The following is a 26,222-nucleotide window of genomic DNA, read 5'->3' as shown; positions in this document are numbered from 1 at the left end:
CCTTTTTGCCGCCTGCTATTTTTGCTCCTAACCAAAGCAACGGGTGCACATGCAATCTTTTTCCAACCAAAACCATACACTGCTAATTTTTGCCCAACGCAAGGCCGTATCCGTTGCCGCCGGTGTCTTTTGCTTTTTATCACTCATTTTGGGCAGTTGTAAAAAAGAGCATGTGTTGGCGCCGCCCGAAATCATCATAACCCATAGCCCCGAAACAATTCCGGTTTTGTCGCCGGTGCATTTTAGGTTTGATGCAAAAGCAGAAGCAGGACTGGCGGTAATAGAAATCAGGCACGTGCTGCAAAATGCGGTAATCAGCAAGGGGACTGATTTTAAAACGGCAACCTTTGATCACGTGGAATTCGGGCACAGCACCGGTTTCGAGTCAATTAACCAGCACCTGCAATACGCCATCACTGTTCGGGATAAAAAAAACCGAAGTGCATCTAAAACGATCGTCATTAAAGTGGCCAACTCCGCGGTGGATGTGGTGGTGTTGGATGGGCAACAGGCAGTAACTTCTTTGCCAGTGAATAAAAAAACAACTGTGCATGTTGCCGCAACCAGTACCTCTTCCTTGTTTTTACTGTCGGTAACCAGGCTTTCAAAAAACAGCGAACCCGAAATTGTTTATTTCAAAAACAACATCCAGCTTCAATCGCCCGACCTGCTCAAAAGAGAATTTGGAACCACTTTGGAACTGGCCCCCGAGAGCAACACCACCGCTTTCCATTTTGATGTGGAGGACAATGCAGGGGTAAAAAAATCACTGGTTATTCCGGTTCAATAGTGTTGTTTCCGGTTCGACATTTTACTGCGGTGTAGAACATTGCGCCAAAAATCAAGCTTACGAACACCACGGCAAAGTTTGCCCGGAAGGGTGCTTTGGAAACCATAAAAGGTTTTTGCAGCGGGTGCACAGCTTTTTCTCTGCCATTTGCCGCCGAGGGGGTAAATTTACCGGGACATGCAAACGAGACCGCTTTCTTCCGGCCCTTCAGGGATACAACTTTCCCTTTCCTTTATTTGTTGCAATTTTTTTCACGCATTATATCTAAACCAAATTTCCCCGAGTAGATGAATTATTTAAAGCCCATTGTATGTGCGGGTTTAGTGCTTGCTGTATCCGGCTGTGCCACAGTCAAAAAAAGCAAGCAGGCACCCACTACAACCAAAGCAACCCTTCCACCCGCCGGCACGCCATCGGCCAGTGCCACCGGCAGCAGTGGCAGCACGCCATCGCGGCCATCCAGCGGACCCAAAAGTTTCCGTTCCTTTTTTGACGCGACAAAGCTGCGTACCCAAAAAGGCCTCATCACCACGCACTGGCAGGACGACAAATATTATTTTGAGATCCCCGACAGCCTGATGAACAAAGACCTGCTCACTGTAACCCGCTTTGTGCGGATGACGGCAGGCGCCCCGGTGTATGGCGGCGAAATGACCAACCAGAACGTGCTGCGTTTTGAGCGTGGACCAGAAAACAAAGTGTTCATCCGTTCGGTGCTCAACGTGGTTTCTTCGCCCGACAGTACCAAGCCCATTTACCAGGCGGTGCGCAACTCCAGCCTCGATCCCATTGCTGCTGCGTTCGACATCAAAGCATTCAATGGCGATACGACCGGTGTGGTGATTGACGTGACGGATTTCTTTAAAGGAGACAACCAGATCGTTTCCCTCAACCCACGTTCCAAACGCCAGCTGGGTCTTTCCAGCATTGCCATGGACCGCTCTTATGTGGAAACCATCCGCAGCTTTCAAAACAATACCGAGGTACGGACCGTAAAAACATTCAATGCTACCCCGGCATCGCCCATGGGTGCAGGCGGCCCCGGCCCCAGCGCTTCGCTGCCCGCCGCAAACACTGCAGGTGTGGTAACTATTGAAATCAATACTTCCATCATCCGCCTGCCCGAGCTGCGCCACAAACGCCGCTTCTTTGATCCGCGTGTGGGCTATTTTGCCGACCAGATCTCTGAATTTACCGACACATCGCAGCGTGCTAATCGCGAAACATACATTGTACGGTGGCGCCTGGAGCCCAAGCCCGAAGATGTAGAAAAATACAAGCGTGGCGAACTGGTAGAACCCAGGAAGCCGATCGTTTATTACATCGATCCCGCAACGCCTGAAAAGTGGAAGCCATACATCATCCAGGGCATTAACGACTGGCAGGTGGCTTTTGAAAAAGCAGGTTTTAAAAATGCCGTGATTGGTAAAGAATGGCCTGGAGACAGCAGCATGGTGCTTGAGTCGGCTTCTTACTCTTCGGTGCGTTACCTGGCTTCGGACATCCCGAACGCTTATGGCCCCAACGTACACGATCCCCGCACCGGCGAAATTTTGGAAAGCCATATTGGCTGGTACCACAACGTAATGAAGCTGTTGCAAAACTGGTATTTTGTACAAACAGCAGCCGTTGACCCCGGTGCCCGCAAAATGCGTTTTGATGATGCGCTGATGGGCGACCTGATTCGCTTTGTATCGTCGCATGAAGTAGGCCACACGCTGGGCCTGCGCCACAACATGGGCAGCAGCAGCAAAACGCCTGTAGAAAAACTGCGCGATAAAGAGTGGGTGGAAAAACATGGCCACACTGCGTCGATCATGGACTATGCCCGCTTTAACTATGTGGCACAACCCGAAGACGGCATTGGCCGCAATGGCCTTTATCCCCGCATTGGCGAGTACGACCTGTGGGCCATTGAATGGGGTTACCGCTGGACCGACAAAAGCGAGGAAGAAGACCGCAAAGAAGGCAACCGCATGATTGTGGACCGCCTGTCGAAAAACCCACGCCTGTGGTTTGGCGGCGAAGGCTTTGGCAACGACCCCCGTGCACAAACCGAAGACCTGGGCGACAACGCCATGAAGGCCAGCGAATATGGTGTAAAGAACCTGAAATACATCACCAAGAACCTGCCCGAGTGGACCAAGGAAGAAGGCGACCGCTACCAGAACCTGGATGAAATTTTCGGCCAGGTGATCGGTCAGTTTAACCGCTATGCCAACCACGTAATGCGCAACATTGGTGGTGTGCAGGAAACATTCAAAAGCGTTGAAGAATCGGGCAATGTGTACGAGCCTACACCAAAGGCAGTGCAGAAAGAAGCCGTTAGCTGGCTGAACCGCCAGGTTTTTGCCACACCAACCTGGATGCTCGATCGCAACATTTTGGATAAAATTTCCGACCCGACGGAAAACCGCGTCAGCACGCTGCAAAGCGGTGCGCTGAACAACCTGCTGGCTTCGTCGCGCCTTACCCGCATGCTCGAATCATCGAACCGCTACGGCAACCGCACCTACAGCGTGCTGGAGCTGCTGGCCGATGTAAAGAACGGCGTGTGGCAGGAACTGCGCAGCGGCCGTGCAGCCGACATGTACCGCCGCAATTTGCAGAAGGCATACGTTGACCGCATGATTGCACTGATGCCAACAGCGGCACAGCCATCGATGGGCATCACCATCAGCATTGGCGGTGGCGGCGGCTTGGTAAACACCAAGAACACCGACCTGCCTTCCATTGCACGTGGACACCTGACGGAACTGAAAGCCGAAATTGATGCAGCCGCCAGAAGAACCGGCGACCGCATGACAAAATACCATTACCAAGATCTGGCCCAGCGCATTAGCCTGGCACTGGAACCTAAATAAGTATTGGACTTGTTTTTTGAAAAAGCCCCGCAGTGATGCGGGGCTTTTTTGTGTAAAAAACTGAGTGTTTATCGTATTGAAAATGCAGTGGGCAAAAGATTGGTGCTTGCATTATTACAATCAATGTTTTTGACGACACATCATCTTTGGGTTAGCAAGCGGTGTATATTGGGATGCGAAATGCTGCGCCTGTATCATGCAGCTTTTCGCCTTCAAAATAATCTTCCATTCAACAAAGAATGCCAGTTAAAAATTCCCGCTTCCTGCTGCTGATTGTATTGTTGTGTACGCTTGATGCAAAGGGTCAGAAGACTGATATCATGATCTTAGGCTCGGATCATTTAGTACAGCTATACAACAGCAACCAACCCGGTACTGATGTTTTAATACCGCAAAGGCAAAAAGAAATCGGGGCATTCGTTGCATCGGTTATGCAGTATAAACCCGACCTGATCATGGTGGAAGTGCTGCCTGAAGAACAAGGGAAGATCGATAGCTTGTACGCGTTGTATGTTGCCAATAAAATAAAACTGGAAGACCTGCAGGACGGTAGGAGCGAAGTGTACCAATTGGCCTTTCGAATGGGTAAGCAATTGGGCCTGTCAAAGATCCATTGTGTAAATGCACCCGGCGGAACATCGCAGGGAATTTTAGACAATGGAGAAAACATTCATCTGTATAAAGAAGAAGGGTTGGCCTTAAGAGCAATGGTGATGGAGAAAAAGCAGGCTTTGCAGGAAAACAAGTTGTCGTTGCAAGATTATTTACGGTTTATCAATCAACCTGGTACTTACAATAAAGTTTATCGTTTGCGATACATGACGCCTGCAAGGGTAACGAATGGTACTTTTAAAAATCCTGATGCGATGGTGGATACAGCTTTCATCAACCCAAAATATATCGGGGCGGAACTGATTTCCGTTTTCAAAAACAGGGACTATAAAATTTACTCAAACATTGTTACTATGCAGCTGCGCACAAAGGCTAAAAGGGCATTGTTGATCATCGGTGCAGCTCACATTGGTTCGCTGAAAAGTATATTTCGCGATGATGCCGATTTTAATTTAGCGGACACACAGGTTTATCTCGGAAAAAAATAATAAATACAACATCACCATGATCAAATTTGCATACACCATACTGTACGTTGCAGATGTAGATAAGTCCATTGCATTTTACGAAACAGCTTTTGGCTTTGCCAGGAAATTCATATCACCCGATGGCGACTATGGCGAGTTGCAGGTGGGCGAAACAACACTTTCTTTTGCATCGGTTTCGCTGGCACAATCCAACTTAAAAGGTGGTTTCAGGCAAAGCAGTTTATCAGAGCAGCCATTTGGCATTGAGATCGGTTTTGCAACACTGGATGTAGCCGCAACTATCGCACAAGCGGTGGCCGCCGGAGCAGCATTGTTGGAGCCACCCAAAACAAAACCATGGGGACAAACAGTGGCTTACGTAAGGGACCCTGATGGTTTTCTTATTGAAATTTGTACACCGGTAGGTTAACACTTTTGGCTGCCTGTTGCATGATGCAAAAGCCTTTGTAGAAGCAAGTAATCCAGATAACAACAATAGTCCCAATCCAGTTCAGTATGTTTCGGTTTAAATACTTCGGCTTTATAATTTTTGCGGTAATAATTGCGGGCTGTTCCAATCAAAAGCCGGTTGAGTTCCAAGCAAAAGAAGTGTACCAAAGCGGTGATTTGATCGTTACCCAAATCGCTGAAAATTCCTTCCAGCATACATCGTTTAAACAAACGAATGACTTTGGAAATGTGCCATGTAACGGGCTTGTTGTGCGCCATGATGGCGAAACCATCGTGTTTGATACACCCACAAACGATACCGTTGCAACCTCGTTGATCCAATGGATCAATGACAGCTTGAAGTGTAAGATCAATGCTGTTATTCCAACGCATTTTCATGATGATTGCTTAGGCGGGTTACAGGCATTTACGGCAGCAGGCATTCCATCTTATGCCAGTAGTAAAACCATTGCACTTGCCAGGGCAAACAATTTTGCAGTGCCTCAACATGGCTTTGATGATTCGCTTTTGCTTAAAGTGGGCAGCGCCAATATCGTAACGAAATTTTTTGGCGAAGGCCATACCGCCGACAATATTGTTGGTTATTTCCCGGCCGACCGGCTGCTGTTTGGCGGATGCCTTATAAAAGAATTGAATGCAGGAAAGGGATACTTAGGCGATGCAAACGTGGAGCGTTGGTCGAACACAGTGCAGAAGGTAAAAGCTGCATATCCCGATGTGCGGATTGTAGTACCCGGTCATGGCAGTTATGGCAATAGCGAACTGCTCGATTTTACGATGCAGCTATTCAAGGATCAATAAGAACAGCATTTGCCGGTGCTGATCCATTTATCAAAGCCTTTCCATCCTATACCAAAAACAGCCGTAACTGCAGAGCGTCATTTGGTACCTTACTTGTATAGCCAAGGGTGAGTATTAACCACTAAACTTTTGGTTATGAAATACGCTTTGATTTTGCTGATGATGAGCCTGGCGGCGTGCTCAAAGGACCTGAGGGAGGATAGCGTAGATGTAAACCTTTCCCAGCCGATCAAACCTTTGCCCGATACCATACTGATACCCATACCGCCCAACCCGGGAATGCACGGTTGAGGACCAGGAAAAACAGGTATGTAGTGGCAAGGGTTATCGCCTGCTGGCAATCAGCAGGTTCAGGTCGGTGTATTTGATGCCGAAGCGTTCGCTTAAGTAAAAATTGGTGAGGGCGCCTTTGAACATATAAATGCCGGAGCGCAGGTGCACATTGTGCCAGATCAGTTTTTCAAAACCGCCTTCGTCGCCGGCTTCCAGCAGCAGCGGCATCAGCACGTTGGAAATGGCCTGCGATGCCGTGCGGGCAAAGCCCGAAGGAATATTGGGCACGCAGTAATGGATGACGCCATATTTCAAAAAAATGGGCGATTCATGCGTGGTAATTTCTGAGGTTTCAAAACAGCCGCCGCGGTCGATGCTTACATCAATGATGATGCTGCCTTTGCGCATGCTGCTCACCATTTCCTCGGTTACTACAATAGGAGTGCGGCCGGTTTCCGATGAAAGTGCACCTACAGCCACCTCGCAGGTTTTGAGTTGTTTGGCCAGCATGCGGGGCTCAATTACGGAGGTCCACAGGCGTTGGCCAATATTATTTTGCAGGCGTTTTAATTTATACACGCTGTTGTCAAACACCTTTACCGAAGCACCCAGTGCCAGTGCCGCACGGGCTGCATATTCGCCCACAATGCCCGCACCAAGGATGATGACTTTTGTTGGCGCAATGCCCGAAATGCCGCCTAATAAAACACCTTTTCCATGATTAGCGGAAGAAAGGTATTGCGCTGCAATGAGCATCACCGCGGAGCCCGCAATTTCGCTCATGCCGCGAACAATGGGAAAATTGCCGCTGTCGTCTTTGAGGTTTTCAAACGAAATAGCCGTGATGCGTTTCTCCATCATTTTCTGGAGCAACTCCGATTTCAGCACACTCAGGTGAATGGGCGAAACGATCATTTGATTGGGCTGCAGCAGGGGCAGGTCTTCCTCAATTACCGGAGCGCTTTTTACCAGGATGGGCGCTTTAAACACCTCTTCCCGTTCGTACACAATCCTGGCGCCGGCCTCGCTGTAGTCGCGGTCCGAAAAATGACAGGCCTCGCCTGCATTGTGCTCGATGGTTACCTGGTGGCCGTTGCTCACCAGCACGCTTACGGCATCGGGGGTAAGCGCAATGCGGTTTTCCTGGAAAGCAATTTCTTTGGGAATGCCGATGTGTAGCTGAGCACCCTTGGGTTTTATATCCAGGGTTTCTTCAAGCGTTTCATAAGAAAATGAAGTGCTGATTAATGGTTTCTGCTGCGACATGGGAGCCGGGACTCTATTTTGAGTGCCCAAAATACGAATGTTATGCCAGACCCATGTGAATGATTTACAGGCCTTTTACTTCCACCAGCCGCTTGCCTCCTTCCAATACCGACAGGTGCACTCGCACCGTTTGGGCATCAAAAAGCTGCGGGGCTTTTTCGGGCCACTCTACCAGGCAGGTGTAGCCGCTGGTAATGCAGTCTTCCACGCCGGCCTGCACGGCTTCTTCGTAGGAGTTGAGGCGGTAGAGGTCCATATGGTAAACGGGGCGGCCCTGCCCGTCTGCGTACTCGTTGATGATGGAAAACGTGGGGCTGCTCAGCGTATCCTGCACGCCCATTGCCCGGCACAGGGCCGAAATAAGGGTGGTTTTCCCGGCGCCCATTTGCCCGTAGAAAAGGATCACTTTGGCATGGGCCACCTGTTGCCAAAAATGGGCGGCAAACGATTCCAGTTCGTGCAGGCTTAATTCCTGTTTCATGCGGCAAAGATAGTTTGGCGTGGCAAACGCCGCAGCCAGCCAGCCGGTAAACCGTCATTGCGAGGCGCAGCGAAAGCGTTGTTGTAAAATGAGCGGTGTGCGCCGAAGCAATCTCCCCCAATCAGCTTGGTCGCTAGTTCGTTTTTAGCAGAGCCGCTTAAGGAGCAAGAGATTGCTTCGGCGCAGGAAATACTTTTTACACTAATACACTGCTGCGCCTCGCAATGACGCACTAACACATTAGAGACAAATAACCCGCTGCGCCGCCGTACCACCGCGTCCGCCGCGGGAAATCTGCATCGCTACTGCAAAAATATTTCCTTAAAATTCCCCCTTTTGCAACCTCGTTGAAAAGATAGCCCATGCGATCTTTCATCACCTTTTCACCCCTTGGTACCTTTGCAGCAAAGACACAGCGAGCATGGAAAAGATACAATGGAAAGTAGACGGCATACACTGCGCCAACTGTGCGCTTACCATCAATAAATACCTGCAGCAAAGCGGGGCACAAAACGTTTCGGTAAACCCAATTGACGGTGATGTTTCTTTCGACATCAACGGCGCTGCCACCAAACAGCAACTGGCCAAAGGCATGGAAGGACTGGGCTACAAAGTAGCTTCGGAAGGCGGCGTTGCAACAAACACTAAAAAGCCATTTTTACACAACAACATTCAGCGCTTTTGGTTTTGCCTGCCCTTTACCCTAATACTGATGCTGCACATGATTCCGGGCCTGCACATTCACTGGCTCATGAACCCCTGGGTGCAACTGGGGCTTACGCTGCCCGTGTACTTTGTAGGCATGCGGCATTTTGGCCGTTCAGCCATCAAAAGCCTGCGCAATGGTATTCCTAATATGAACGTGCTGATTTCCATCGGTGCCACAGCGGCTTTTGTGTACAGCCTTATTGGTGCGCTGATGGGCCTGGGCGATGATTACCTGTTTTTTGAAACCGCAGCAACCATCATTACGCTGGTGTTCTTTGGTGAGTTTTTGGAAGAAAGCACGATGAAAAGCACACAGCGTTCGCTGAAGGCTTTGGTGAAATCGCAAAAAGTGATGGCCAACATGATTGCCTACGACGACCAGCACCAGGAGCATGTTTTTCCGGTGGAAAGCACGGCATTAAAAAACGGCGATCTGCTCCTGATTCGCACCGGCGAACAGGTGCCTGCCGACTGTAAAATATTGTGGGGCGACGCCGAGGTTTCCGAAGCCTTACTTACCGGCGAAAGCCTGCCCGTTGCCAAAGGCAAAAAAGACATGCTTATTGGCGGCTCGGTACTGGAAAGCGGTTCGGTAAAAGCCATTGTTACGGCCGCCGGCAACGATACCGTGCTTTCGGGCATCTTGAACATGGTAAAAAAAGCGCAGGGCGAAAAGCCTCCCGTGCAGCAACTGGCCGACCGCATCTCCGCCATTTTTGTGCCCGTGGTGCTCGCTATTACAGCCGTTACGCTGATTGCCAACTGGATTATTTTAGGCGCATTTACCCCCGCCATGATGCGCAGCATTGCGGTGCTGGTTATTGCCTGTCCATGTGCTATGGGTTTGGCAACGCCTGCCGCCATTGCAGTAGGTTTGGGCCGTGGTGCCCGCAACGGCATTCTTTTTCGGCAGGCGAAAAGCCTGGAGTTGTTCCGCAATATTAAGCAGGTAGTGTTTGATAAAACAGGCACACTAACCACAGGCAAATTTGTGATCGCCAACTACTCGTTTACCAACATTGCCGAAATTGATTTTAAAAACATTGTTTGGTCGCTGGAAAAATTTTCGAACCATCCGCTGGCAAAAAGCATTGTCGATGTCTGGAAAGGTGCAGCGCCCATCCGCTGGAAAAAGATCGATGAAGTAAAAGGCCTAGGCATGGTGGCCACCGATTTTGAAGGCAATGAATACAAAGCCGGTTCGTACAATGTAGCGGCGCATGTAACCAACGATCAAAGCCATAACATTTACGTGCTGCGCAATGGCGAACTGCTTGGCTGGATTGACCTGCAGGACGAGATCAGGGCCGAAGCAGCCGATGTGGTAAACTACCTGCGTGTCCGTGGTATTAAAACCATTTTGCTTTCGGGCGACCGCTATGAAAAATGCAAGCAACTGGCCGATACACTGGGCATCGATGAAGTGATTGCCGAGCAAACACCAGAACAAAAGCTGACCAAGATCGCGTTACTGTCGGAGCAGCAGCCCACCATCATGGTTGGCGATGGCATCAACGATGCACCGGCATTGGCAAAAGCCACCATCGGTATTTCTATGAGCGATGCTTCGCAACTGGCCATGCAAAGTGCACACGTGGTGCTGATGAACAGCGGCCTTAAAAAGCTGCCCGAAGCACTGGGCCTCGGTCGCAATACTTACCTTACCATCAAACAAAATTTGTTCTGGGCGTTTTCGTACAACATCGTTGCCATCCCCATTGCAGCGTTGGGCTTTTTAAGTCCGGCATTTGCCGCACTGGTCATGGGCCTGAGCGATGTGGTGTTGGCAATAAATTCGGGAAGGTTGTTTGTGAAGAAAGTTGTGTGATGGGATTTGCGATTTATGATTTACGATTTCGGATTTACGATTTAAGGACCGTCAACTATCATCATCGACCATACTACATCACTAACTCCCCCAATCAAGGGCCGATAGCCGTTTACCACAGTAGCACAAAAGCTTAATCATGGAACGAACCCGAGATCAGGCTGTCATTTGATCTCGGGCCTGCTTTTTTGGTTCTTTTTTGCAGGAGCAAAAAAGAACATAACTGCTGGCAAGCTAGGTATGCAAGAAATTGCCTTATTCGATCCGGGAAAAGTAAAAAGAGGAAAGGGTGTCTAAATTAAAAGACACCCTTTCCTCTTTTTACTTTTTACTTTTGACTTCCATGCAACCCATCCACGACATACTCCACCAATACTGGGGTTACAGCGAGTTCCGGCCCTTGCAGCAACAGATCATCGAATCGGTGATGGCAGGAAAGGACACGCTGGCCCTGCTGCCCACGGGTGGCGGCAAGTCGCTCTGCTACCAGGTGCCGGCAATGTCGCAGGAAGGTATTTGCATTGTGGTGTCGCCGCTCATTGCGCTGATGAAAGACCAGGTGGAAGGGCTCAAGCAAAGAGGCATTTTAGCCGCTGCCATTTACTCCGGACAATCGCGCAGGCAAATTGTACAAACGCTCAAAAACGTGGCATACGGCCCGTATAAATTGTTGTACGTTTCGCCGGAACGGCTGGAAACCGATCTCTTCCAGGAGTTTTTACCTGCATTGAATGTAAACCTGCTTGCTGTTGATGAAGCGCATTGCATTTCGCAATGGGGTTATGATTTTAGGCCAGCCTATTTACGCATTGCACAACTGCGCAAACAACTGCGTGATGTGCCGCTCCTGGCACTGACTGCATCGGCTACCGAAAGTGTGCAAGGGGACATTTGCAACCAACTCGGGTTTAAAGAACCGCATATACTGCGACAAAGTTTTGAGCGGAAAAATATATCCTACAGCGCTTTTGCAGTTGATGCAAAAATCAACAAGCTGACGCAGATCTTATCCAAAGTGCCGGGCACTACTATTGTGTATTGCAAAAGCCGGAAACGTACGGTGGAAATATCCGACCTGTTGCAACTGCGGGGCATTTCAACGCAGCCTTATCATGCAGGATTGAGCAATGAAGAACGTGCCGCACGGCAGGAAGCATGGATCCAAAATAGGACAAGGGTGATGGTTTGTACCAATGCATTTGGTATGGGCATCGATAAGCCCGATGTACGGGCCGTGGTGCATTACGATGTGCCCGATTGTTTGGAAAATTATTACCAGGAAGCAGGCCGTGCCGGCCGCGATGGTAATAAAAGTTATGCAGTACTGCTCTATACCGAACGGGAACTGCAGGAACTGGATGCACTACCCGAAAAGCGTTATCCATCTTTCACCGAAATAAAAACGGTGTTTGGTGCGCTGGTTAATTTTTTACAAATGCCCACCTACACCGGCGAAGACCAGGCTTTTGATTTTCGGTTTGATGCGTTTGTAAAGAACTTTAAGCTCGATAGCCTTACTGCATTGTATGCATTGAAAGCTTTGGAAAGTGATGGCTGGTTTGATTTCAATGAACGCAGTTTTGCACCGGCAACGGTGGTGTTTACCGCATCGCGGCAACTGCTCCACGAGTTTTACGAATCGTATCCAAAATATGAGCCGCTCACTACCATGCTGCTACGTACCTATGGCGGCATATTTGATTTTCCGGCAAATATTTCAGAGGCGTTGCTTGCAAAACTAATGCGCCTGAAGGAAGATGATGTAAAACAACAGCTGCGGGAAATAGCGTCGCTGCACATCATCCAATACACGGTAGCCAACGACCAACCAAAGATATTTTGGCGCAAACACCGGGTGCCTGCAGCGGAGTTAACAATGGACCATGCAGCATACCGGCAACGCAGGGAATCGTTTGCTGCGCGGGTGAAAAAAATGCTGGAATACGTACACACAAAGGATTGCCGCAGCCGGTTTATCAACCAGTATTTTGGCGATGGCGCTGCGCAACATTGCGGCACTTGCGATGTTTGTTTGCAACGCAAAAAAACACCAATGACACCCGCCGAATTTGATGCCATCAGCAAGCACATTCAGCAACAATTACAGCAACCAAAAATGCTATCGGAATTGCTCGATGCAATGCACGGCACACCAAAAGATAAAGCCAAAGAAGTGCTGCACTTTCTGCAGGCGGAAGCAATTGTCAGCGGCGATGAAAGCGGAAAGCTAAAATGGAAGTAACGTCTGTATTTGCTATTTAAATCTTATACAATCTGCGGTATCTCCAATATATTTTGGAAAATGATCTTGCCTTTGGCTTTCCCCGTGTTGATCATTTCATCGGCGCCAGAAGATGGGCCACCAATCCGCAACACCGCATCGCAATGATTTATCAGTTTAACCGCAACCGGGTGAAACAATTCATTAAAAATGGCATCGCCCATTTGTTTGGAACCTGCTGCATCAATCAAGGGTAATGCAAACCATTCGCCCAGCACGGGCATGTGGCCCATTCGGTACAATTGCAGTGCAGTTTGCGTCATGGCCTGCACATTGGCTTCGATAAGTTTAGGATCGTCGTTGGTGCCGGAGCGGTAAGGTCCGGCTACTAAAATCATCATCGATTTGTTGGTTGCTGTCATGTTTGTTTATGATTATAAAAAATGCCGGGGCATTTTCGTTTGTGAAAATTACCCCGGCATTTAAATAAAAGCCATTGCTGTCATTTCACTGGTTACATGCAGTGGACAGTGGCCGCAATTTCATGTATGCGGTAATCAACTGCCCGTAAAGTTGGCTTTGCGTTTTTCCAAAAATGCGGTCGCACCTTCTTTCATGTCTGCTGTGTTGAAGCAGGCACCAAACGCTTCCAGTTCCACTTCGTATCCCTGCTGGTTTGGCTCAAAAGCTGCGTTGGCTGCACGAATGCAATGGGCCACGGCAAGCGGTGCTTTTTGCAAAATGGTTTGCAGCAGTGCGGTTGTTTTTTCCAACAATTGATCTTGTGGCACCACATGGTTTACCAGCCCATATTGCAACGCTGTTTGCGCATCAATCATGTTGGCGGTAAGCAGCAGTTCCAATGCACGGCCTTTGCCAATTAATTGCACCAATCGTTGCGTGCCGCCGTAGCCGGGTACCAGTCCCAGGTTTACTTCTGGCTGGCCAAACTTTGCGTTTTCGCTGGCAATGCGGAAATGACAGGCCATGGCCAGCTCGCAACCGCCGCCCAAGGCAAACCCGTTTACTGCAGCCACAATTGGTTTGGTGGCCTGTTCGATTTTGAAAAATATATTTTGTCCGCGTCTGGCCAAGGCCATACCCTCATCACCATTCAGGCCGGTAAATTCCGAAATGTCGGCGCCTGCAACAAATGCTTTTGCGCCGCTGCCGGTAATGATGGCGGCTTTTATTTCCTTATTGCTTTCAATTTCCTGCAGCACCGCATCGATGTCGGTAAATACGTCTTTATTGAGTGCATTCAATTTATCAGGTCGGTTAATGGTAACCGTGAGTATGCCGTTTTCGAGGGCCGTTAAAAGGGTCGTATGTTTCATTTTCGGCTTTTTAAATTTTGATAAAAATTAAGCAACAATACCAGCAGCATGCTGCCCGCAAAAACAAAGAGTGTCCATTTGGGTACTGGTTGCTGTGTAAATAGAAAATAGAGGTAAACCAGCAGGCCCGCAATGGCGATAATCCGCAGCAATATTAATAATGGCCTGCGCATCAGAAGCTGCGGTTTTGCTGCACCCATTCGCGTATATAAGTTGCAATGTCGCCAGTGGAAGTGCCCGGCGCAAACAGTTTGCCCACACCCAGGTCATTGAGTTGTTTCATGTCTTCATCGGGAATGATTCCGCCGCCGGTCAGCAGCACATCGTTCATTTCCCTTTCTTTCATCAGCGCAATGATCTTTGGAAAAACAGTCATGTGGGCACCCGACAAAATAGAGATGCCAATGGCATCCACGTCTTCCTGCAAGGCGGTTGCCACCACCATTTCAGGGGTTTGGCGCAGGCCGGTATAGATTACTTCCATGCCTGCATCGCGCAAGGCAGTGGCAATTACTTTAGCGCCACGGTCGTGGCCATCGAGGCCTACTTTTGCTACCAGCACACGGATCGGTCGGTTGAGTATATTCATGCAATCGTTTTCTCAGCCTCAAAAATAGCGATTCCCTTTTTGCGCTTATTCACCAAACTGGGCCTTCATTGCTTCCAGCCCCTGCGTGGCCATTGCGGCTGCCCGTTCGTTGGCATTTTTAAATAAAATGATCTTGTCGCCATGCTGCCTCGAAAGCGGGTTGGTTACCGAATCGATCATGTGCACTGAGGCAAACTGTTGAAATACGGCATCGTCTTTATCGGGCATATTATGCCCTACAAACAGCAGGTGCTGCAGCGAAAGCGAATCAGGTATCCACAACAAAAAAGTGCCGTTGTCGCAAATGATTTTGCTGCGAAACAGCGGGTCTTTTGCGTGGTATTTTAATGCACCGGCCTGCCCGTAGCTGCGACAATACACCACTGTGTTTTGCTGTGCAGAATCGGGCATTGCAAGGAAAGCTTTTTCCGCTTTGTGCGCCAGTTCATCCCAGCCGATCATATCGGCAAAGTCCTGCTGCAGCGGGTGATCCTGCAAATCTTCCCAGCGCAGGATGCCAATGTTTTTTAGCCCCAATTCTTCGTTTCTCCGCGCCATATCCTGCGGTGCACGCAGGGGCAGCAGCAGTGGAATGATGGGTAGTGTTAGTGCAATGATAAGTACAACGAATGCGGCTCGCCAAAACGCGGTACGGGCCAGTTTTTGCTCCAGCCACACACCACCTGCCGCCAATAGCATGGGGTAAGCACCCAATGTGTAATATCCTTTGCCGCTGCCCGCTGCAATCAGGCCCACGCAAAACAAATAGGTGAGCCCTATGAAGCGGTATTTTTTGTGCAGCAACAACCAGATCAAACCGCCAATCCACACAAAGGCAACCGGCAACAACATCAGTAATTGTTCTTTAAAAAATGTGGTGCGGTCTACATGCTGCAACTGCGTTTCGCGTAACTCTTTCATATGGTGCAGGAGCGGCCAGTTGTGTGTTGCCTGCCAGTAAATATTGGGCGCTGCAAGTGCCACACCTAACAACACCGCCAGCCAGAAATGTTTTTGCGTCAGCATTCTACGATGCGGTGAAAGCAATATGGAAAACATCATGGATGCTGCAAAGAACACAACAGAATATTTGCTCCACAAACCCAACGCTAAAGCAGCAAACAAAAGGTATAGATAGCGATGCTGTTGTGTATTGATGTACCGCAGTAAAAAGTAGGCACCCAGCGTCCAGAAAAAGATTTCTAAAAAATTGGGCTGGAATAGAAAATGCACCCGCAGGTAACCGCTACAAATAATGCCGAGGCCCGCAATGAGCAAAGCAAAACTGCGACCGCCCAGTTCTTTGGCAATGCCTGCGGTAATAATTAGCGTGGCAGCACCAACAACAGCGGGCCAGAATTTGATCCAGAAAAACGAACCGCCAAGCAGCGATGAAATGCTGGCCAGCCAGCCAATCAGCGCCGGGTTTTCGAGGTAGCCCAATGCAAGGTGGTGGCCTTGTTCGTAATAAAGATATTCATCGCGGTGTAGGCCAAATGCAGGGTGGCTCAATAAAAATGGCAGCACCATTTTCAGTGCTGCCAGTAACAATATGATTAGCCAGTCTTTTTTGCGCATAGCAGTGTCGTTGCTGCCAAGCTACAAAAAATCAAAGCTGCGTCAGCGCATATTCAATGCGGGATGTTGTTGCTTCTTTGCCAATGAGTGTTGCAATATCAAATACCGGCGGACCGAATTTGCCGCCCACCAGCATGATGCGCAGCGGCAGTTGCAACTCGCCGGGCTTAATGCCAGCCGCTGCTGCCTGCTCTTTAAACAGGGCTTCCAGCGATGCTGCATCCCATGTTTGGAGCTGCGCTAATGCACCGGTAAAGGTTTGGAAAAATTGGGTTTTTGCTTCGGTCCATTTGGGTTTAATGGCTGTTGTGTCCAGCTCTTTTGGAGCCGTAAAAAAGAATGCGCTTTGCTCCCAGAATTCTGTGAGTAGCGTGCAGCGGTCTTTTACCAGCTCCAGTATTTTTTCAAAAAAGCCCTTGTCCGTAACCGTTATGCCGCGCTGTTCAAAAATGGTTTGTACCTGCCCGCTGTATTCGGCCACGGGCAGCTTTTTAATCCACTCATGGTTGAACCATTTTGCCTTTTCAAAATCGAATTTGGCACCGCCTTTATGCACCTTGGCAATATCAAAACGTTGCACCAGTTCGTCCAGCGAAAACAGTTCCTGCTCGGTGCCGTCGTTCCAGCCCAGCATGGCCAGCAGGTTTACAAAAGCCTGCGGTAAAAAGCCCCGTTCGCGGAAGCCTTCGGTCAATTCGCCCGATTTGGGATCGGCCCAATTGGCCGCAAAAACAGGGAAACCATACTTGGCACCATCGCGTTTGCTCAGTTTGCCCGAAGGGCCCAAAATCAGCGGCAGGTGCGCCCATTGCGGCATCTTGTCTTCGCCAAAAAGGGTGCGCCACAGCAGCACATGCACCGGTGCACTGGGCAGCCACTCCTCGCCGCGGAAGGCGTGGGAAATTTCCATCAGGTAATCGTCCACCACCACGGCCAGGTGGTACGTAGGCATGCCATCGGCTTTCAGCAAAACCTTGTCATCCACCAGCGCAGTATCAAAACTTACCTCGCCGCGTATCAAATCGGTAAACGATAGTTTTTCGCCCTCCGGCATTTTAATGCGCACCACATGCGGCGTGCCGCTATCGAGCAGGGATTGTACTTCCGCTTCGGTAAGGTTGAGCGAATTGCGCATTTCGCCCCGCACTTTATGATCATATTGCGGGTTGGGATTTTCTTCCGAACGCAGGCGGTTGCGCATAGCTTCCAACTCTTCCGGCGTATCAAAAGCATAATAAGCCTGGCCTGCCGCTACCAGTTGCTCGGCATACTGGCGGTACTGCGGCTTGCGTTCGCTTTGGCGGTATGGCGCAAATGGTCCGCCGTGGCGTGGACTTTCATCGGGCTCCAGGCCACACCACGCAAGGGTTTCAAAAATATAATTTTCAGCGCCGGGCACAAAGCGGGTTTGGTCGGTGTCTTCGATGCGCAACACAAATTCGCCGCCGTGGTGTTTTGCAAAAAGATAGTTGTACAACACGGTGCGAACGCCGCCCAGGTGCAGGCCGCCTGTGGGACTGGGCGCAAATCTTACTCTTACTTTTCGGTTCATAGCAGGGCAAAGGTAAAGTGAGCAGACGGTAATGACGGTAAAGTCCGAAAAGACGGGAAGGACAGAAAAGAAATTTAAAAAAAGAAAATGTACTACGATGATCCAGGGACCGTTTTGTCAAAACGGGGCTTGTGTGTTTTATATAATCTCTTTCCAGACTCTACTGTTTTTCCCGTCTTTCCGGTCTTCAATCCTACCTTCGCCTTCATGCACCGGCTTGTGCCTAAAATCCCGTTTTGGATTCCCCTCATTTTTCCGCGTTACACCTGGCGGCTGCCCACCAGTGAGCGGGTAGTGTACCTCACATTCGATGATGGCCCGCATCCGCAGATCACGCCGTTTGTGCTGGATCTTTTGAAAACATATAGCGCTAAAGCCACGTTTTTTTGCATTGGTAAAAATGTGCAGCAACACCCCGATGTGTACCAGCGCATTTTGGCCGAAGGCCATGCAGTGGGCAACCATACATTTGACCACCTCAACGGCCTGAAGGTGCGTAACAGCGAGTATTTGGCAAATGTGCAGCAGGCAACCGGAGTCATTCAAAGCAATCTGTTCCGGCCGCCGTATGGCCGCATCCGGGGCATACAGGCTACGCAAATAAAACGCATGCTGGGGCCTCGTTCGCACATCATTATGTGGGATGTGCTGAGTGCTGATTTCGACCGCGGACTAACGCCGGAGCAATGCCTGAACCGCGTATTGAAATATACAAGAGCGGGTAGCATTATTGTATTTCACGACAGCGAAAAAGCGTATCCAAACTTAAAAGAGATTTTGCCGAAGGCGCTGAAAGTGTTGGCGGGGAAAGGGTTTCGTTTTGATGCCATTGCAGTAGGTCTATAAAAAAGTTAGGGCCTGGGTAGAAACCCTGGCCCGTTTTTAATCCGTACCCTATGAAAACTGGGGTAAAGGTATAAAGTTTTTTTTGAATTAATGCCAAGTAATTTGATAGGGTTTTTCTAAATGGCTTAAAAGCTTGTACCACAGCAGGTTTCAGGATTGTTAAAGCAAAATCTGCCCATATTTGCCCACAAATTCAGGCCATTTTCCTTGATTTTTTAGCAAGCATTTTAGGTAAAAATGGGTGTGCAATCGGGGCATAAAACCGCTTCATTTTTTAGCGGCTAACTTCGTTTGTTGCAAGCGGTGAATGGGTGCAGCCGGGTATTTTTGAATAATGAAAAAGCGATGATGAACATAATTGATACGCATACGCATATTTACCTGCCCGAGTTTAGTGCCGATATGGAGGGTATGCTGGCCCGCGCCGCAGCCGCAGGTGTGCGGCAAATGCTGCTGCCCGCCATCGACAGCAGCACGCATGAGGCAATGCTGGCGGTATCGGCCCGTTACCCGCAGTGCCTCCCGATGATGGGACTGCATCCCTGCTCGGTAAACCAGGATTTTGGCAAAGAACTGGAAACCATTGCCACGTACCTGCAGCAACAGTCATTTGTAGCGGTAGGGGAGATCGGGCTGGATTTTTATTGGGATAAAACCTACGTGGAGCAGCAGTACGAAGCTTTTCACCAGCAAATAGCAATGGCGCAGGCCGCCGGTCTGCCTATTGTTATTCATTCGCGCAATGCTACCGACGAGTGCATTGAAGTGGTACAGCAGCACCCGGGCCTCAGGGGCGTTTTTCATTGTTTTTCGGGAAATGTGGCGCAGGCCGAACAGATACTGGCAATGGGCATGTACCTGGGTATTGGCGGCGTGGTAAGTTTTAAAAACAGCGGTTTGGATAAAGTTGTTGCTGCAGTGGGGCTGGATGGCGTGGTGCTGGAAACCGATGCGCCGTACCTGGCACCGGTTCCGTTCAGGGGCAAGCGCAACGAGCCGGCCTACTTGGAGCATGTTGTGGCGAAGTTGGTGGAGATTACCGGAAAACCTGCCGATGATATTTGCCGCATTACATCAGAAAATGCACAACGGTTGTTCAATTTAAGCTGACAATATATACCTTTGCTGCCCGCCAGCGGAAAAGGAGAGGTGTCCGAGTGGTTGAAGGAGCACGCCTGGAAAGTGTGTATAGGGGTAACTCTATCGCGGGTTCGAATCCCGCTCTCTCCGCAGAAATAGTAAAAGTGCAAACAGCTGTAAAAAGTTGTTTGCACTTTTTGTTTTTACTGCAGACAGGGCAATGGTCTTTAAAAAGTAGCATGACAGTTGTATCATTAAAGCTTGATAAAAGCCCCAGGTATGAACACTGCAATTGTAGCCGGCACAAAGGCTCTGCATAATGATATGAAGGCATGGATGGATCATTTGCACCAGCATCCGGAACTGGCCATGGAAGAAACCGAAACCGCAGGCTTCATCGCCGAAAAGCTGCGGTCGTTTGGCTTTGAAGTTGCCGAAGGCATTGGTAAAACGGGCATAGTGGCTTCCTTAACTGTTGGCAGCAATAATAAAGCTATCGGCCTGCGTGCCGATTTTGATGCCCTGCCCATCCAGGAAGTAAACAACCTTCCGTACAAAAGCAAAGTTGAAGGCAGATCACACCTCTGCGGTCACGATGGGCACACCGCCATGCTGCTGGGCGCAGCTAACTATTTAGCACAAACGGAAAACTTTAGGGGAACGGTGCGGCTTATTTTTCAGCCCGGCGAAGAGACGATGGAAGGCGGTCCGGCTATGATCAAAGACGGCTTGTTTGAACGTTTCCCGGTAGATGCTGTATATGGTTTGCACAACATGCCCGGTCTGCAAAAGGGTAAACTCTATTTCCGCGAAGGGAAGACAATGGCAGCGGTTGACAATTGGGAAATTGAATTGACCGGCAAGGGCAGTCATGGTTCCATGCCCGAACTAAGCATTGATCCTATCGTTTGCGGATCGTCGCTGGTAATGGCTTTGCAAACCATTGTTTCCCGCAACGTGTCGCCGTGGCAGCATTGCGTTGTCTCGGTGGGTGCTTTTGTTTCCGGCAATGCGGGCAACGTGGTGCCGCAAAATGCCATCCTGCGTTTAAGCATACGAAATATGGACCCGCAGTTGCGGGAGATGGTGCTGGATAAAATTCGCGCTATCACAAAAGCACAGGCATCATCATTCAACTGTCAATACGAAATACGGGAGGGTATTCCCGGTGCGGTGCTGGTCAACACTCCCGAAAACACACAGTGGGCGGCAGGTGTGGCCCGCGCCGTTTTTGGGGCGGCAGCCGTTGATGATGCATTGCACCCTTATTTGGGCAGCGAAGATTTTGCTTTTATGCTGCAACAGAAAAAGGGCACTTATTGTATGTTGGGCAATGGCGATACGCCAATGGTGCATCATCCCGCTTATATTTTTGACCAGGAAATTTTGCCCATTGGTGCTACCTATTGGGTAGGCCTGGCAGAGTCATATCTGCAGTGATTGCCTAACCCCATTACCGATCTCCAATCGGATGCGTTAATTTTTTTTATGGCAAAATTCTGTTTCGCAAATGGCGCACATTGATGCCTGCATCAACATTACTCCTGCGCTAAGCTTTCCTTTTCACAAAAAGCCAAAAACTTTTTTGCCGTTTCAACGCTTTCGTTAAAAGAAACAGGTTTGGTAAAATAGGCATGTGCACCCAAAGAAAGACACCGTTCTTTTTCAAGTGGATTGATGGAGGTTGAATAGATAATGACGGGAATATTTTTAAACCGGCTGTCGTCTTTGATCTTTGCCAGGGTTTGCGCACCATTCATTTTTGGCATGTTCAGGTCCAGCACAATCAGGCAGGGAACAAAATCCTTTGCGCAGTATTGCTCCAGCAATTCCCAGGCATGCTGCCCGTTGTCGGCAAAGCGCATTACGTCCGCGGAGTGGAGCGTTTCCATCGCATCCTGGATAATCGATTTGTCCTCCGGATCATCATCGGCCAGCAAAATATTTTTTGCAGTCATGGCACAAATTTAATTGCCAGCGGCTTTCACCGGCAGCGAAACATAAAAGATTGCGCCTTCGCCTTCTTTTCCTTCCGCCCATATTTTGCCGCCGTGCATTTCCACAATCTTATTGCAGATGGCGAGGCCCATGCCGGTGCCTTCAAAATTTTCACGGGTGTGCAGCCGCTGAAACAGCGTAAACATTTGCGGCAGGTAGTTTTGGTTGAACCCAATGCCATTGTCGCTAAAGCGCAGCTCTATTGTTTTATCCTTTACCGCGCAGGAAATATCAATCACCGGCTTGTCGGAAGGCTTGCTGTACTTCAGTGAATTGCTGATGATGTTTTCAAACAATTGCCGCATCATCCGCTCATCGCTCCACACTGTGGGCAGCGTTGCAATATGGAGGGTAGCGCCTTTTTCTTCAATCACCATTTCCAGATCCTGGCTGGCATCCGCAACAATGCCATTTAAGTCCACGTCTTTAAAACGCACTTCCTCGCGGTTGATTTGCGAAAAGGTAAGCAGGTCGTGAATGAGGTTGCGCATGCGCTGCGCCGCTGCCTGCATGCTGTTTAAATAATCAAGTCCTTTTTTATCAATGGCCGATGCATAACGGCTCATGAGGAAATCGCTATAAAAAAGCAATTTGCGCACAGGCTCCTGCAAGTCGTGCGACGCCACAAACGCAAATTGTTGCAACTCGTGGTTGCTGCGGTTCAGTTCTTCAATGTATTGCTCCAGCGTTTGCTGGTTTCTTTTCAGCTCTTCCTGCGTTTGTTTTAATTCTGCATTGTCCTTCAGGGTTTCTTCCACCACCTTTTGCGCATGAATGTCAACGATGTAACCGATCCAATAAAGCAATGCGCCTTTGTCATCGGTCAACGGCGAAAGTGAAACCTGGTGCCATAAGTAGTCGTCGCCTTCTTTGTGCCGGATGCGGGTTTGCATTTTTACCGTGGTAGCACCCTGCCGGATGTTGCTTTTGAGCAACAGCGAAAAAGAAGGATAATCTTCTTCGTACACAATGGCTTTCCATCCGCTGGTATTTAACCCATCTGCGGTAAAGCCGGTGAGCCGTGTAAGCCATTCGTTGGCGTAGAGCAAGTGCCCTTCCGTATCAATAGAAAAAATAATCAGCGGTAACGAACCTGTGAGTGTTTTGTACTGCGCTTCACTCTTTTTTAATTTTTCCGAAAGCTCCTGCAGTTGTTCATTCTTTCGTTTTATTTCATCATATGCCGAAACCGGCGGCTCGTTGCGAAACAGTTGCCGCCATTCATCCAGCTTGTGAATATCAATTTTAAATGCAGGCGAAACGGAATAGAACAATTCAATGGAAGTTTCGGCGCCTTTGGTGGTCACATTGTACTTGTCAACCAATCTTTTTGCATAGGATAAACCCTGCCGGTTATAATCATCTTCGGGCTGCTCGTCGTTGATGCAGGCCACAATGTATTTGTCGCGGCTTTCCACTTCTACCTGCAACACCAGGCAGCCGCTTTTCCCGTGTTCAATGGTGTTGCGTGCCACTTCTGATACGGCGGTGGCAAAACTGGTTTGCGCCGCCAGCGACAGGCCGGCCACTTCGCCCAGGCGCATGGAGCGGCGGTGCGCTAAAATCAGGTCCATCTCATTTTCAAGCGTAACCCGGGCTATTTCGTGCATGATGATTACAAGTTTAGTTTACAGGCCGCTACCGACATATCATCGGTATAGCGGGCAAAATCTTTTACCAGCGCCGCCGCCAGCAAGGAAAGGTCGTAGCGCACAATGCCGGGATATTTAATGGTATCCCAGCGTGATTTCAAACCATCGCTGCACATCACCAGGTATTGTCCACGTTCGTACGCTACCTCCTGTACATTGAGTGTGTTGGGTACGTTCAGGCCAATGATGCCGTTGTACGACATATAACTTTTCAACAGCGAAGGGCCGTACACTTTGGTGCTGATGTTGCCCACGCCAACAATTTGCCATACCCGCCGCTGTTTGCAAAACGACGCCACCGTGCCCACAAGGCCCCTGGTTTTTTTTACTTTATCGTTTACAAAACGGATGATGCTTACCGGGTCGGTTTCCGTGCAGGTTTCAAATGCTTCGCCTGCTTTTATCACCGCTGCGGCGGCATCGGCACCATGGCCCAGTCCATCGCCTAAAAAAAGCTGGTAATGGTCGTCGGTTTCTTTGTAAAAAAATCCGTCGCCGCATGCTTCTTCGGTCGGTTTGGGCAGCACCACCGATCGCACTTCAATTTTCGGCGGACGCCTAAAAGCCGCAAATGGTTCGGCAAAAACCCGAACCAGCAACACTGTTCCCCAGTCTTTTTGCGAAAACACCTGGAACACATCGGCCATCCGCTTCATGGCACCCAGGCCATGGCCCAATGTATTTTTTGTAGAAAATCCATCGGTCATCATCCGGGTTACATCCTGCATGCCCGGGCCGTTGTCAACCGAAATAAGTTCGATGCCCGGCACACCGTCTTCTTCCACGGCTTTTACCCAAATGGTGCCGCCGCCTGCATGTTTTGCCAGGTTGCTGGTTAATTCCGCAACAATGATATCGGTTTCTCCCACCCTTGTTTCGCTGAAACCTGCCTCCACCGCCATTGCATGGATTTCTTTTTTCAGCATGGCGAAATAACTCCGGTCGTCGGCCCGCAACGCCACATGTGTTCTCCTACCCATTCTTCCACTTTATGATGGTGACGGTGGTACCCTCGCCTTCTTTGCTTTTAATGTCAAATTCGCTCACCAGGCGCTTGGTGCCCGGCAAACCCAGTCCTAAACTTTTGCCTGTAGAAAAGCCGTCTTTCATGGCTTGCGGAATGTCTTTGATTCCCGGACCCTGGTCCTGGAAAATAAGGCGTATGCCATTGTCGCGGCCCTGGCTGATGACCTCGATAATGGCCACGCCACCGCCGCCGTATTTGAGCATGTTTCGAACCAGCTCGGATGCTGCTGTAATGAGTTTGGTCTGGTTCAGCAAACTCATCCCGATCTTTACTGCATGTTCTTTCACCCGGTTTCGGAAGGGAACAACGTCCTGCTCTTTTTCAATCAGCATCTTGTCTTTATTCAGGACTAATTTCATCTTCTTCTAGTTCTTCATCTTCGTACGAACCAATTTTTGTGGTGAGTAATTCCATGCCTTTTTCCACGTTGAGTGCCGTGTGTACGCCTTTGAGCTCGAGGCCCAGTTCAATCAGCGTGATGGCCACGGCAGGCTGCATGCCCACTACCACGGTTTCGGCATCCATAATTTTCGACATGCTGCCGATGTTACCAAGGATGCGGCCCATGAACGAATCGACAATAGACAGTGCGGAGATGTCGATCAATACGCCTCTTGCACCGGTTTTGCTCACCATTTGCACCAGGTCGGTTTCGAGGTTGGTGGCCAGCCGATCGTAGAGATCAATTTGTATGGTAACCAGTAAAAATTTCCCCATGCGGAGAATTGGGATACGATCCATAGGCTAGAAAGCGTGTTTGTTTTGAACTTTTTTAACTTCGAGTTTCAGCAGGCCGTAAGCATATTTCAGTGCGCTTGCCAGCGATGCCTTGGTAACAATATTGGAAAGATCAATGCCCAGGTGCACAACGGTTTGTGCAATTTCCGGACGAATACCGCTGATGATGCATTCGGCGCCCATCAGGCGGGTGGCCGCCACGGTTTTAATCAGGTGTTGGGCCACCAGCGAATCAACTGCCGGCACGCCGGAAATATCCAGGATGGCAATGGTGCTTCCGCTTTCCACTATCTCCTGCAATAAGCTTTCCATCACCACTTGTGTGCGGGCACTGTCCAACGTACCAATAATAGGCAGGGCCAGAATGCCATCCCAAACGCGGATAACGGGTGTGGAAATTTCTGTAATCTCGTCGGTTTGCCGCAGGATCACTTCTTCGCGGCCTTTGATGAAGGTTTCGAAGGTGATGATGCCCATGCTGTCCATCAAGCGGTTTATTTTCAACACCGCATCCATCATTGCTGCGGGGTCGTCTTTCAGCTCGGTTTGCAGGGTGCGCAGCAGCGCATCTTTTAAGCTAAAGACATACACGCCGGTTTCGCGGGGCGAGTATCCCTGGCGTGCCCGCGACATGGAAATACCGGAAAGGATTTCGTACACAAGCTCGAAGTCGGATGACTGGCTGTCGCCTATGTTTTTATCGCTGATTACATTTAAAAAATTGTTCAACAATTCATCGGACTGCTCCCGCAAATCATCGTTGCTCATCAGGTCTTCACGCAGGCCGGCATCAGCCAGCTGATTCGTCATCCAGTCTTCGAGTATTTGGCTTCTTTTCTTTTGAAGCAGTCTGGCAATGTCTATTTTCATGTTAATACGTTGAGGAATAAAAGTAAGTGAATTCGTGTGGGTTAAACAAAATATTAGCGGGGAGCAAGCAAATGGATATTTGCCCATTACTAAAAGCGGACATACCGCAATTGTAAACACCTGGTTATAAAAAAAGTGCAGCCAGTGGTTGGCTGCACATACAAGTAACTATG

Annotated in this window: 24 protein-coding genes and 1 tRNA gene; 12 read left to right on the top strand and 13 right to left on the bottom strand. The window is 49.4% G+C overall.

Annotation, left to right across the window (positions count from 1 at the left end; genetic code table 11):
- The first annotated feature begins 49 nt into the window (after positions 1-49).
- From EPD17_RS00245 to EPD17_RS19805, 6 genes are all read left to right on the top strand, one after another.
- On the top strand, positions 50-790 hold the full coding sequence (locus EPD17_RS00245; RefSeq protein ID WP_132050780.1) for a hypothetical protein: 741 nt from the start codon (positions 50-52) through the stop codon (positions 788-790).
- 287 nt (positions 791-1,077) lie between these two features.
- On the top strand, positions 1,078-3,654 hold the full coding sequence (locus EPD17_RS00240; protein WP_132050778.1) for a zinc-dependent metalloprotease: 2,577 nt from the start codon (positions 1,078-1,080) through the stop codon (positions 3,652-3,654).
- 455 nt (positions 3,655-4,109) lie between these two features.
- Positions 4,110-4,754 (top strand): DUF5694 domain-containing protein, encoded by a 645-nt coding sequence (locus tag EPD17_RS00235; protein ID WP_132050776.1) that lies wholly within the window; start codon positions 4,110-4,112, stop codon positions 4,752-4,754.
- A gap of 16 nt (positions 4,755-4,770) precedes the next feature.
- Positions 4,771-5,163 carry a VOC family protein gene (locus tag EPD17_RS00230; RefSeq protein WP_114237377.1) on the top strand — a complete coding sequence of 131 codons (393 nt, stop codon included), beginning with the start codon at positions 4,771-4,773 and terminating at the stop codon, positions 5,161-5,163.
- Between the two features lie 86 nt (positions 5,164-5,249).
- A complete protein-coding gene (bla, locus tag EPD17_RS00225; RefSeq protein WP_132050774.1) occupies positions 5,250-6,005 on the top strand; it encodes a subclass B1 metallo-beta-lactamase in 756 nt (251 codons plus the stop codon).
- Between the two features lie 135 nt (positions 6,006-6,140).
- On the top strand, positions 6,141-6,296 hold the full coding sequence (locus tag EPD17_RS19805) for a hypothetical protein (RefSeq protein WP_165929473.1): 156 nt from the start codon (positions 6,141-6,143) through the stop codon (positions 6,294-6,296).
- 33 nt (positions 6,297-6,329) lie between these two features.
- Here the strand turns inward: EPD17_RS19805 and EPD17_RS00220 are convergent, their stop codons facing one another.
- Both EPD17_RS00220 and tsaE read right to left on the bottom strand, forming a co-directional pair.
- Positions 6,330-7,544, bottom strand: coding sequence for an alanine dehydrogenase (locus EPD17_RS00220; protein ID WP_132050772.1), 1,215 nt, complete (start codon positions 7,542-7,544; stop codon positions 6,330-6,332).
- A gap of 64 nt (positions 7,545-7,608) precedes the next feature.
- Complete coding sequence (gene tsaE, locus EPD17_RS00215) at positions 7,609-8,025, bottom strand: tRNA (adenosine(37)-N6)-threonylcarbamoyltransferase complex ATPase subunit type 1 TsaE (protein ID WP_132050769.1); 417 nt, start codon at positions 8,023-8,025, stop codon at positions 7,609-7,611.
- Between the two features lie 421 nt (positions 8,026-8,446).
- On the opposite strand from tsaE, the gene EPD17_RS00210 reads away from it, so the two are divergent.
- Together EPD17_RS00210 and EPD17_RS00205 are read left to right on the top strand one after the other, a co-directional pair.
- Complete coding sequence (locus EPD17_RS00210; protein ID WP_132050767.1) at positions 8,447-10,561, top strand: heavy metal translocating P-type ATPase; 2,115 nt, start codon at positions 8,447-8,449, stop codon at positions 10,559-10,561.
- Between the two features lie 289 nt (positions 10,562-10,850).
- On the top strand, positions 10,851-12,803 hold the full coding sequence (locus tag EPD17_RS00205) for a RecQ family ATP-dependent DNA helicase (protein ID WP_240040691.1): 1,953 nt from the start codon (positions 10,851-10,853) through the stop codon (positions 12,801-12,803).
- A 23-nt stretch (positions 12,804-12,826) separates the two neighbouring features.
- Here EPD17_RS00205 and EPD17_RS00200 read toward each other — a convergent pair whose 3' ends face one another.
- The 5 genes from EPD17_RS00200 to gltX form a co-directional block, all read right to left on the bottom strand.
- A complete protein-coding gene (locus EPD17_RS00200) occupies positions 12,827-13,204 on the bottom strand; it encodes a DUF4406 domain-containing protein (RefSeq protein ID WP_204743240.1) in 378 nt (125 codons plus the stop codon).
- 135 nt (positions 13,205-13,339) lie between these two features.
- The gene (locus tag EPD17_RS00195) at positions 13,340-14,119 is read right to left on the bottom strand and encodes an enoyl-CoA hydratase/isomerase family protein (RefSeq protein ID WP_132050763.1); all 780 of its coding nucleotides are present in this window, start codon (positions 14,117-14,119) and stop codon (positions 13,340-13,342) included.
- 172 nt (positions 14,120-14,291) lie between these two features.
- The gene (locus tag EPD17_RS00190) at positions 14,292-14,708 is read right to left on the bottom strand and encodes a cobalamin B12-binding domain-containing protein (RefSeq protein WP_132050761.1); all 417 of its coding nucleotides are present in this window, start codon (positions 14,706-14,708) and stop codon (positions 14,292-14,294) included.
- 45 nt (positions 14,709-14,753) lie between these two features.
- Entirely contained in the window at positions 14,754-16,286 is a 1,533-nt protein-coding gene (locus EPD17_RS00185; protein WP_132050759.1) for a glycosyltransferase family 39 protein, read from the bottom strand.
- A gap of 31 nt (positions 16,287-16,317) precedes the next feature.
- Positions 16,318-17,838: a glutamate--tRNA ligase gene (gltX, locus tag EPD17_RS00180; RefSeq protein ID WP_132050757.1), complete on the bottom strand. Its 1,521-nt coding sequence runs from the start codon at positions 17,836-17,838 to the stop codon at positions 16,318-16,320.
- Positions 17,839-18,045: 207 nt separating this feature from the next.
- Between gltX and EPD17_RS00175 the strand changes: the two genes are divergently transcribed.
- The 4 genes from EPD17_RS00175 (at position 18,046) to EPD17_RS00160 (ending at position 21,204) form a co-directional block, all read left to right on the top strand.
- The gene (locus EPD17_RS00175) at positions 18,046-18,684 is read left to right on the top strand and encodes a polysaccharide deacetylase family protein (RefSeq protein ID WP_132050755.1); all 639 of its coding nucleotides are present in this window, start codon (positions 18,046-18,048) and stop codon (positions 18,682-18,684) included.
- Positions 18,685-19,029: 345 nt separating this feature from the next.
- Positions 19,030-19,794, top strand: coding sequence for a TatD family hydrolase (locus EPD17_RS00170; RefSeq protein ID WP_240040690.1), 765 nt, complete (start codon positions 19,030-19,032; stop codon positions 19,792-19,794).
- 33 nt (positions 19,795-19,827) lie between these two features.
- Positions 19,828-19,914 (top strand) — tRNA-Ser (locus EPD17_RS00165).
- Between the two features lie 129 nt (positions 19,915-20,043).
- The gene (locus EPD17_RS00160; protein WP_132050753.1) at positions 20,044-21,204 is read left to right on the top strand and encodes a M20 aminoacylase family protein; all 1,161 of its coding nucleotides are present in this window, start codon (positions 20,044-20,046) and stop codon (positions 21,202-21,204) included.
- A gap of 98 nt (positions 21,205-21,302) precedes the next feature.
- Here EPD17_RS00160 and EPD17_RS00155 read toward each other — a convergent pair whose 3' ends face one another.
- The 6 genes from EPD17_RS00155 to EPD17_RS00130 are packed head-to-tail and all read right to left on the bottom strand — an operon-like array spanning position 21,303 to position 26,049.
- Positions 21,303-21,722 (bottom strand): response regulator, encoded by a 420-nt coding sequence (locus EPD17_RS00155; RefSeq protein WP_132050751.1) that lies wholly within the window; start codon positions 21,720-21,722, stop codon positions 21,303-21,305.
- A gap of 9 nt (positions 21,723-21,731) precedes the next feature.
- Positions 21,732-23,372, bottom strand: a complete 1,641-nt coding sequence (locus EPD17_RS00150; RefSeq protein WP_132050749.1) for an ATP-binding protein — start codon at positions 23,370-23,372, stop codon at positions 21,732-21,734.
- 5 nt (positions 23,373-23,377) lie between these two features.
- Positions 23,378-24,394 carry an ATP-binding SpoIIE family protein phosphatase gene (locus tag EPD17_RS00145; RefSeq protein WP_132050747.1) on the bottom strand — a complete coding sequence of 339 codons (1,017 nt, stop codon included), beginning with the start codon at positions 24,392-24,394 and terminating at the stop codon, positions 23,378-23,380.
- On the bottom strand, positions 24,387-24,800 hold the full coding sequence (locus tag EPD17_RS00140) for an anti-sigma regulatory factor (protein ID WP_132050745.1): 414 nt from the start codon (positions 24,798-24,800) through the stop codon (positions 24,387-24,389). Before EPD17_RS00140 ends, EPD17_RS00145 begins: the two co-directional genes overlap by 8 nt.
- Entirely contained in the window at positions 24,781-25,158 is a 378-nt protein-coding gene (locus EPD17_RS00135) for an STAS domain-containing protein (RefSeq protein ID WP_240040689.1), read from the bottom strand. Before EPD17_RS00135 ends, EPD17_RS00140 begins: the two co-directional genes overlap by 20 nt.
- 27 nt (positions 25,159-25,185) lie before the next feature.
- Positions 25,186-26,049 (bottom strand): STAS domain-containing protein, encoded by an 864-nt coding sequence (locus EPD17_RS00130; RefSeq protein ID WP_132050743.1) that lies wholly within the window; start codon positions 26,047-26,049, stop codon positions 25,186-25,188.
- Between the last annotated feature and the right edge of the window lie 173 nt (positions 26,050-26,222).

The organism is Pseudocnuella soli, assembly GCF_004347775.1.
Taxonomy (GTDB): Bacteria; Bacteroidota; Bacteroidia; order Chitinophagales; family Chitinophagaceae; genus Flavisolibacter; species Flavisolibacter aquaticus.
This window is presented reverse-complemented; position numbering and strand designations above follow the sequence as displayed.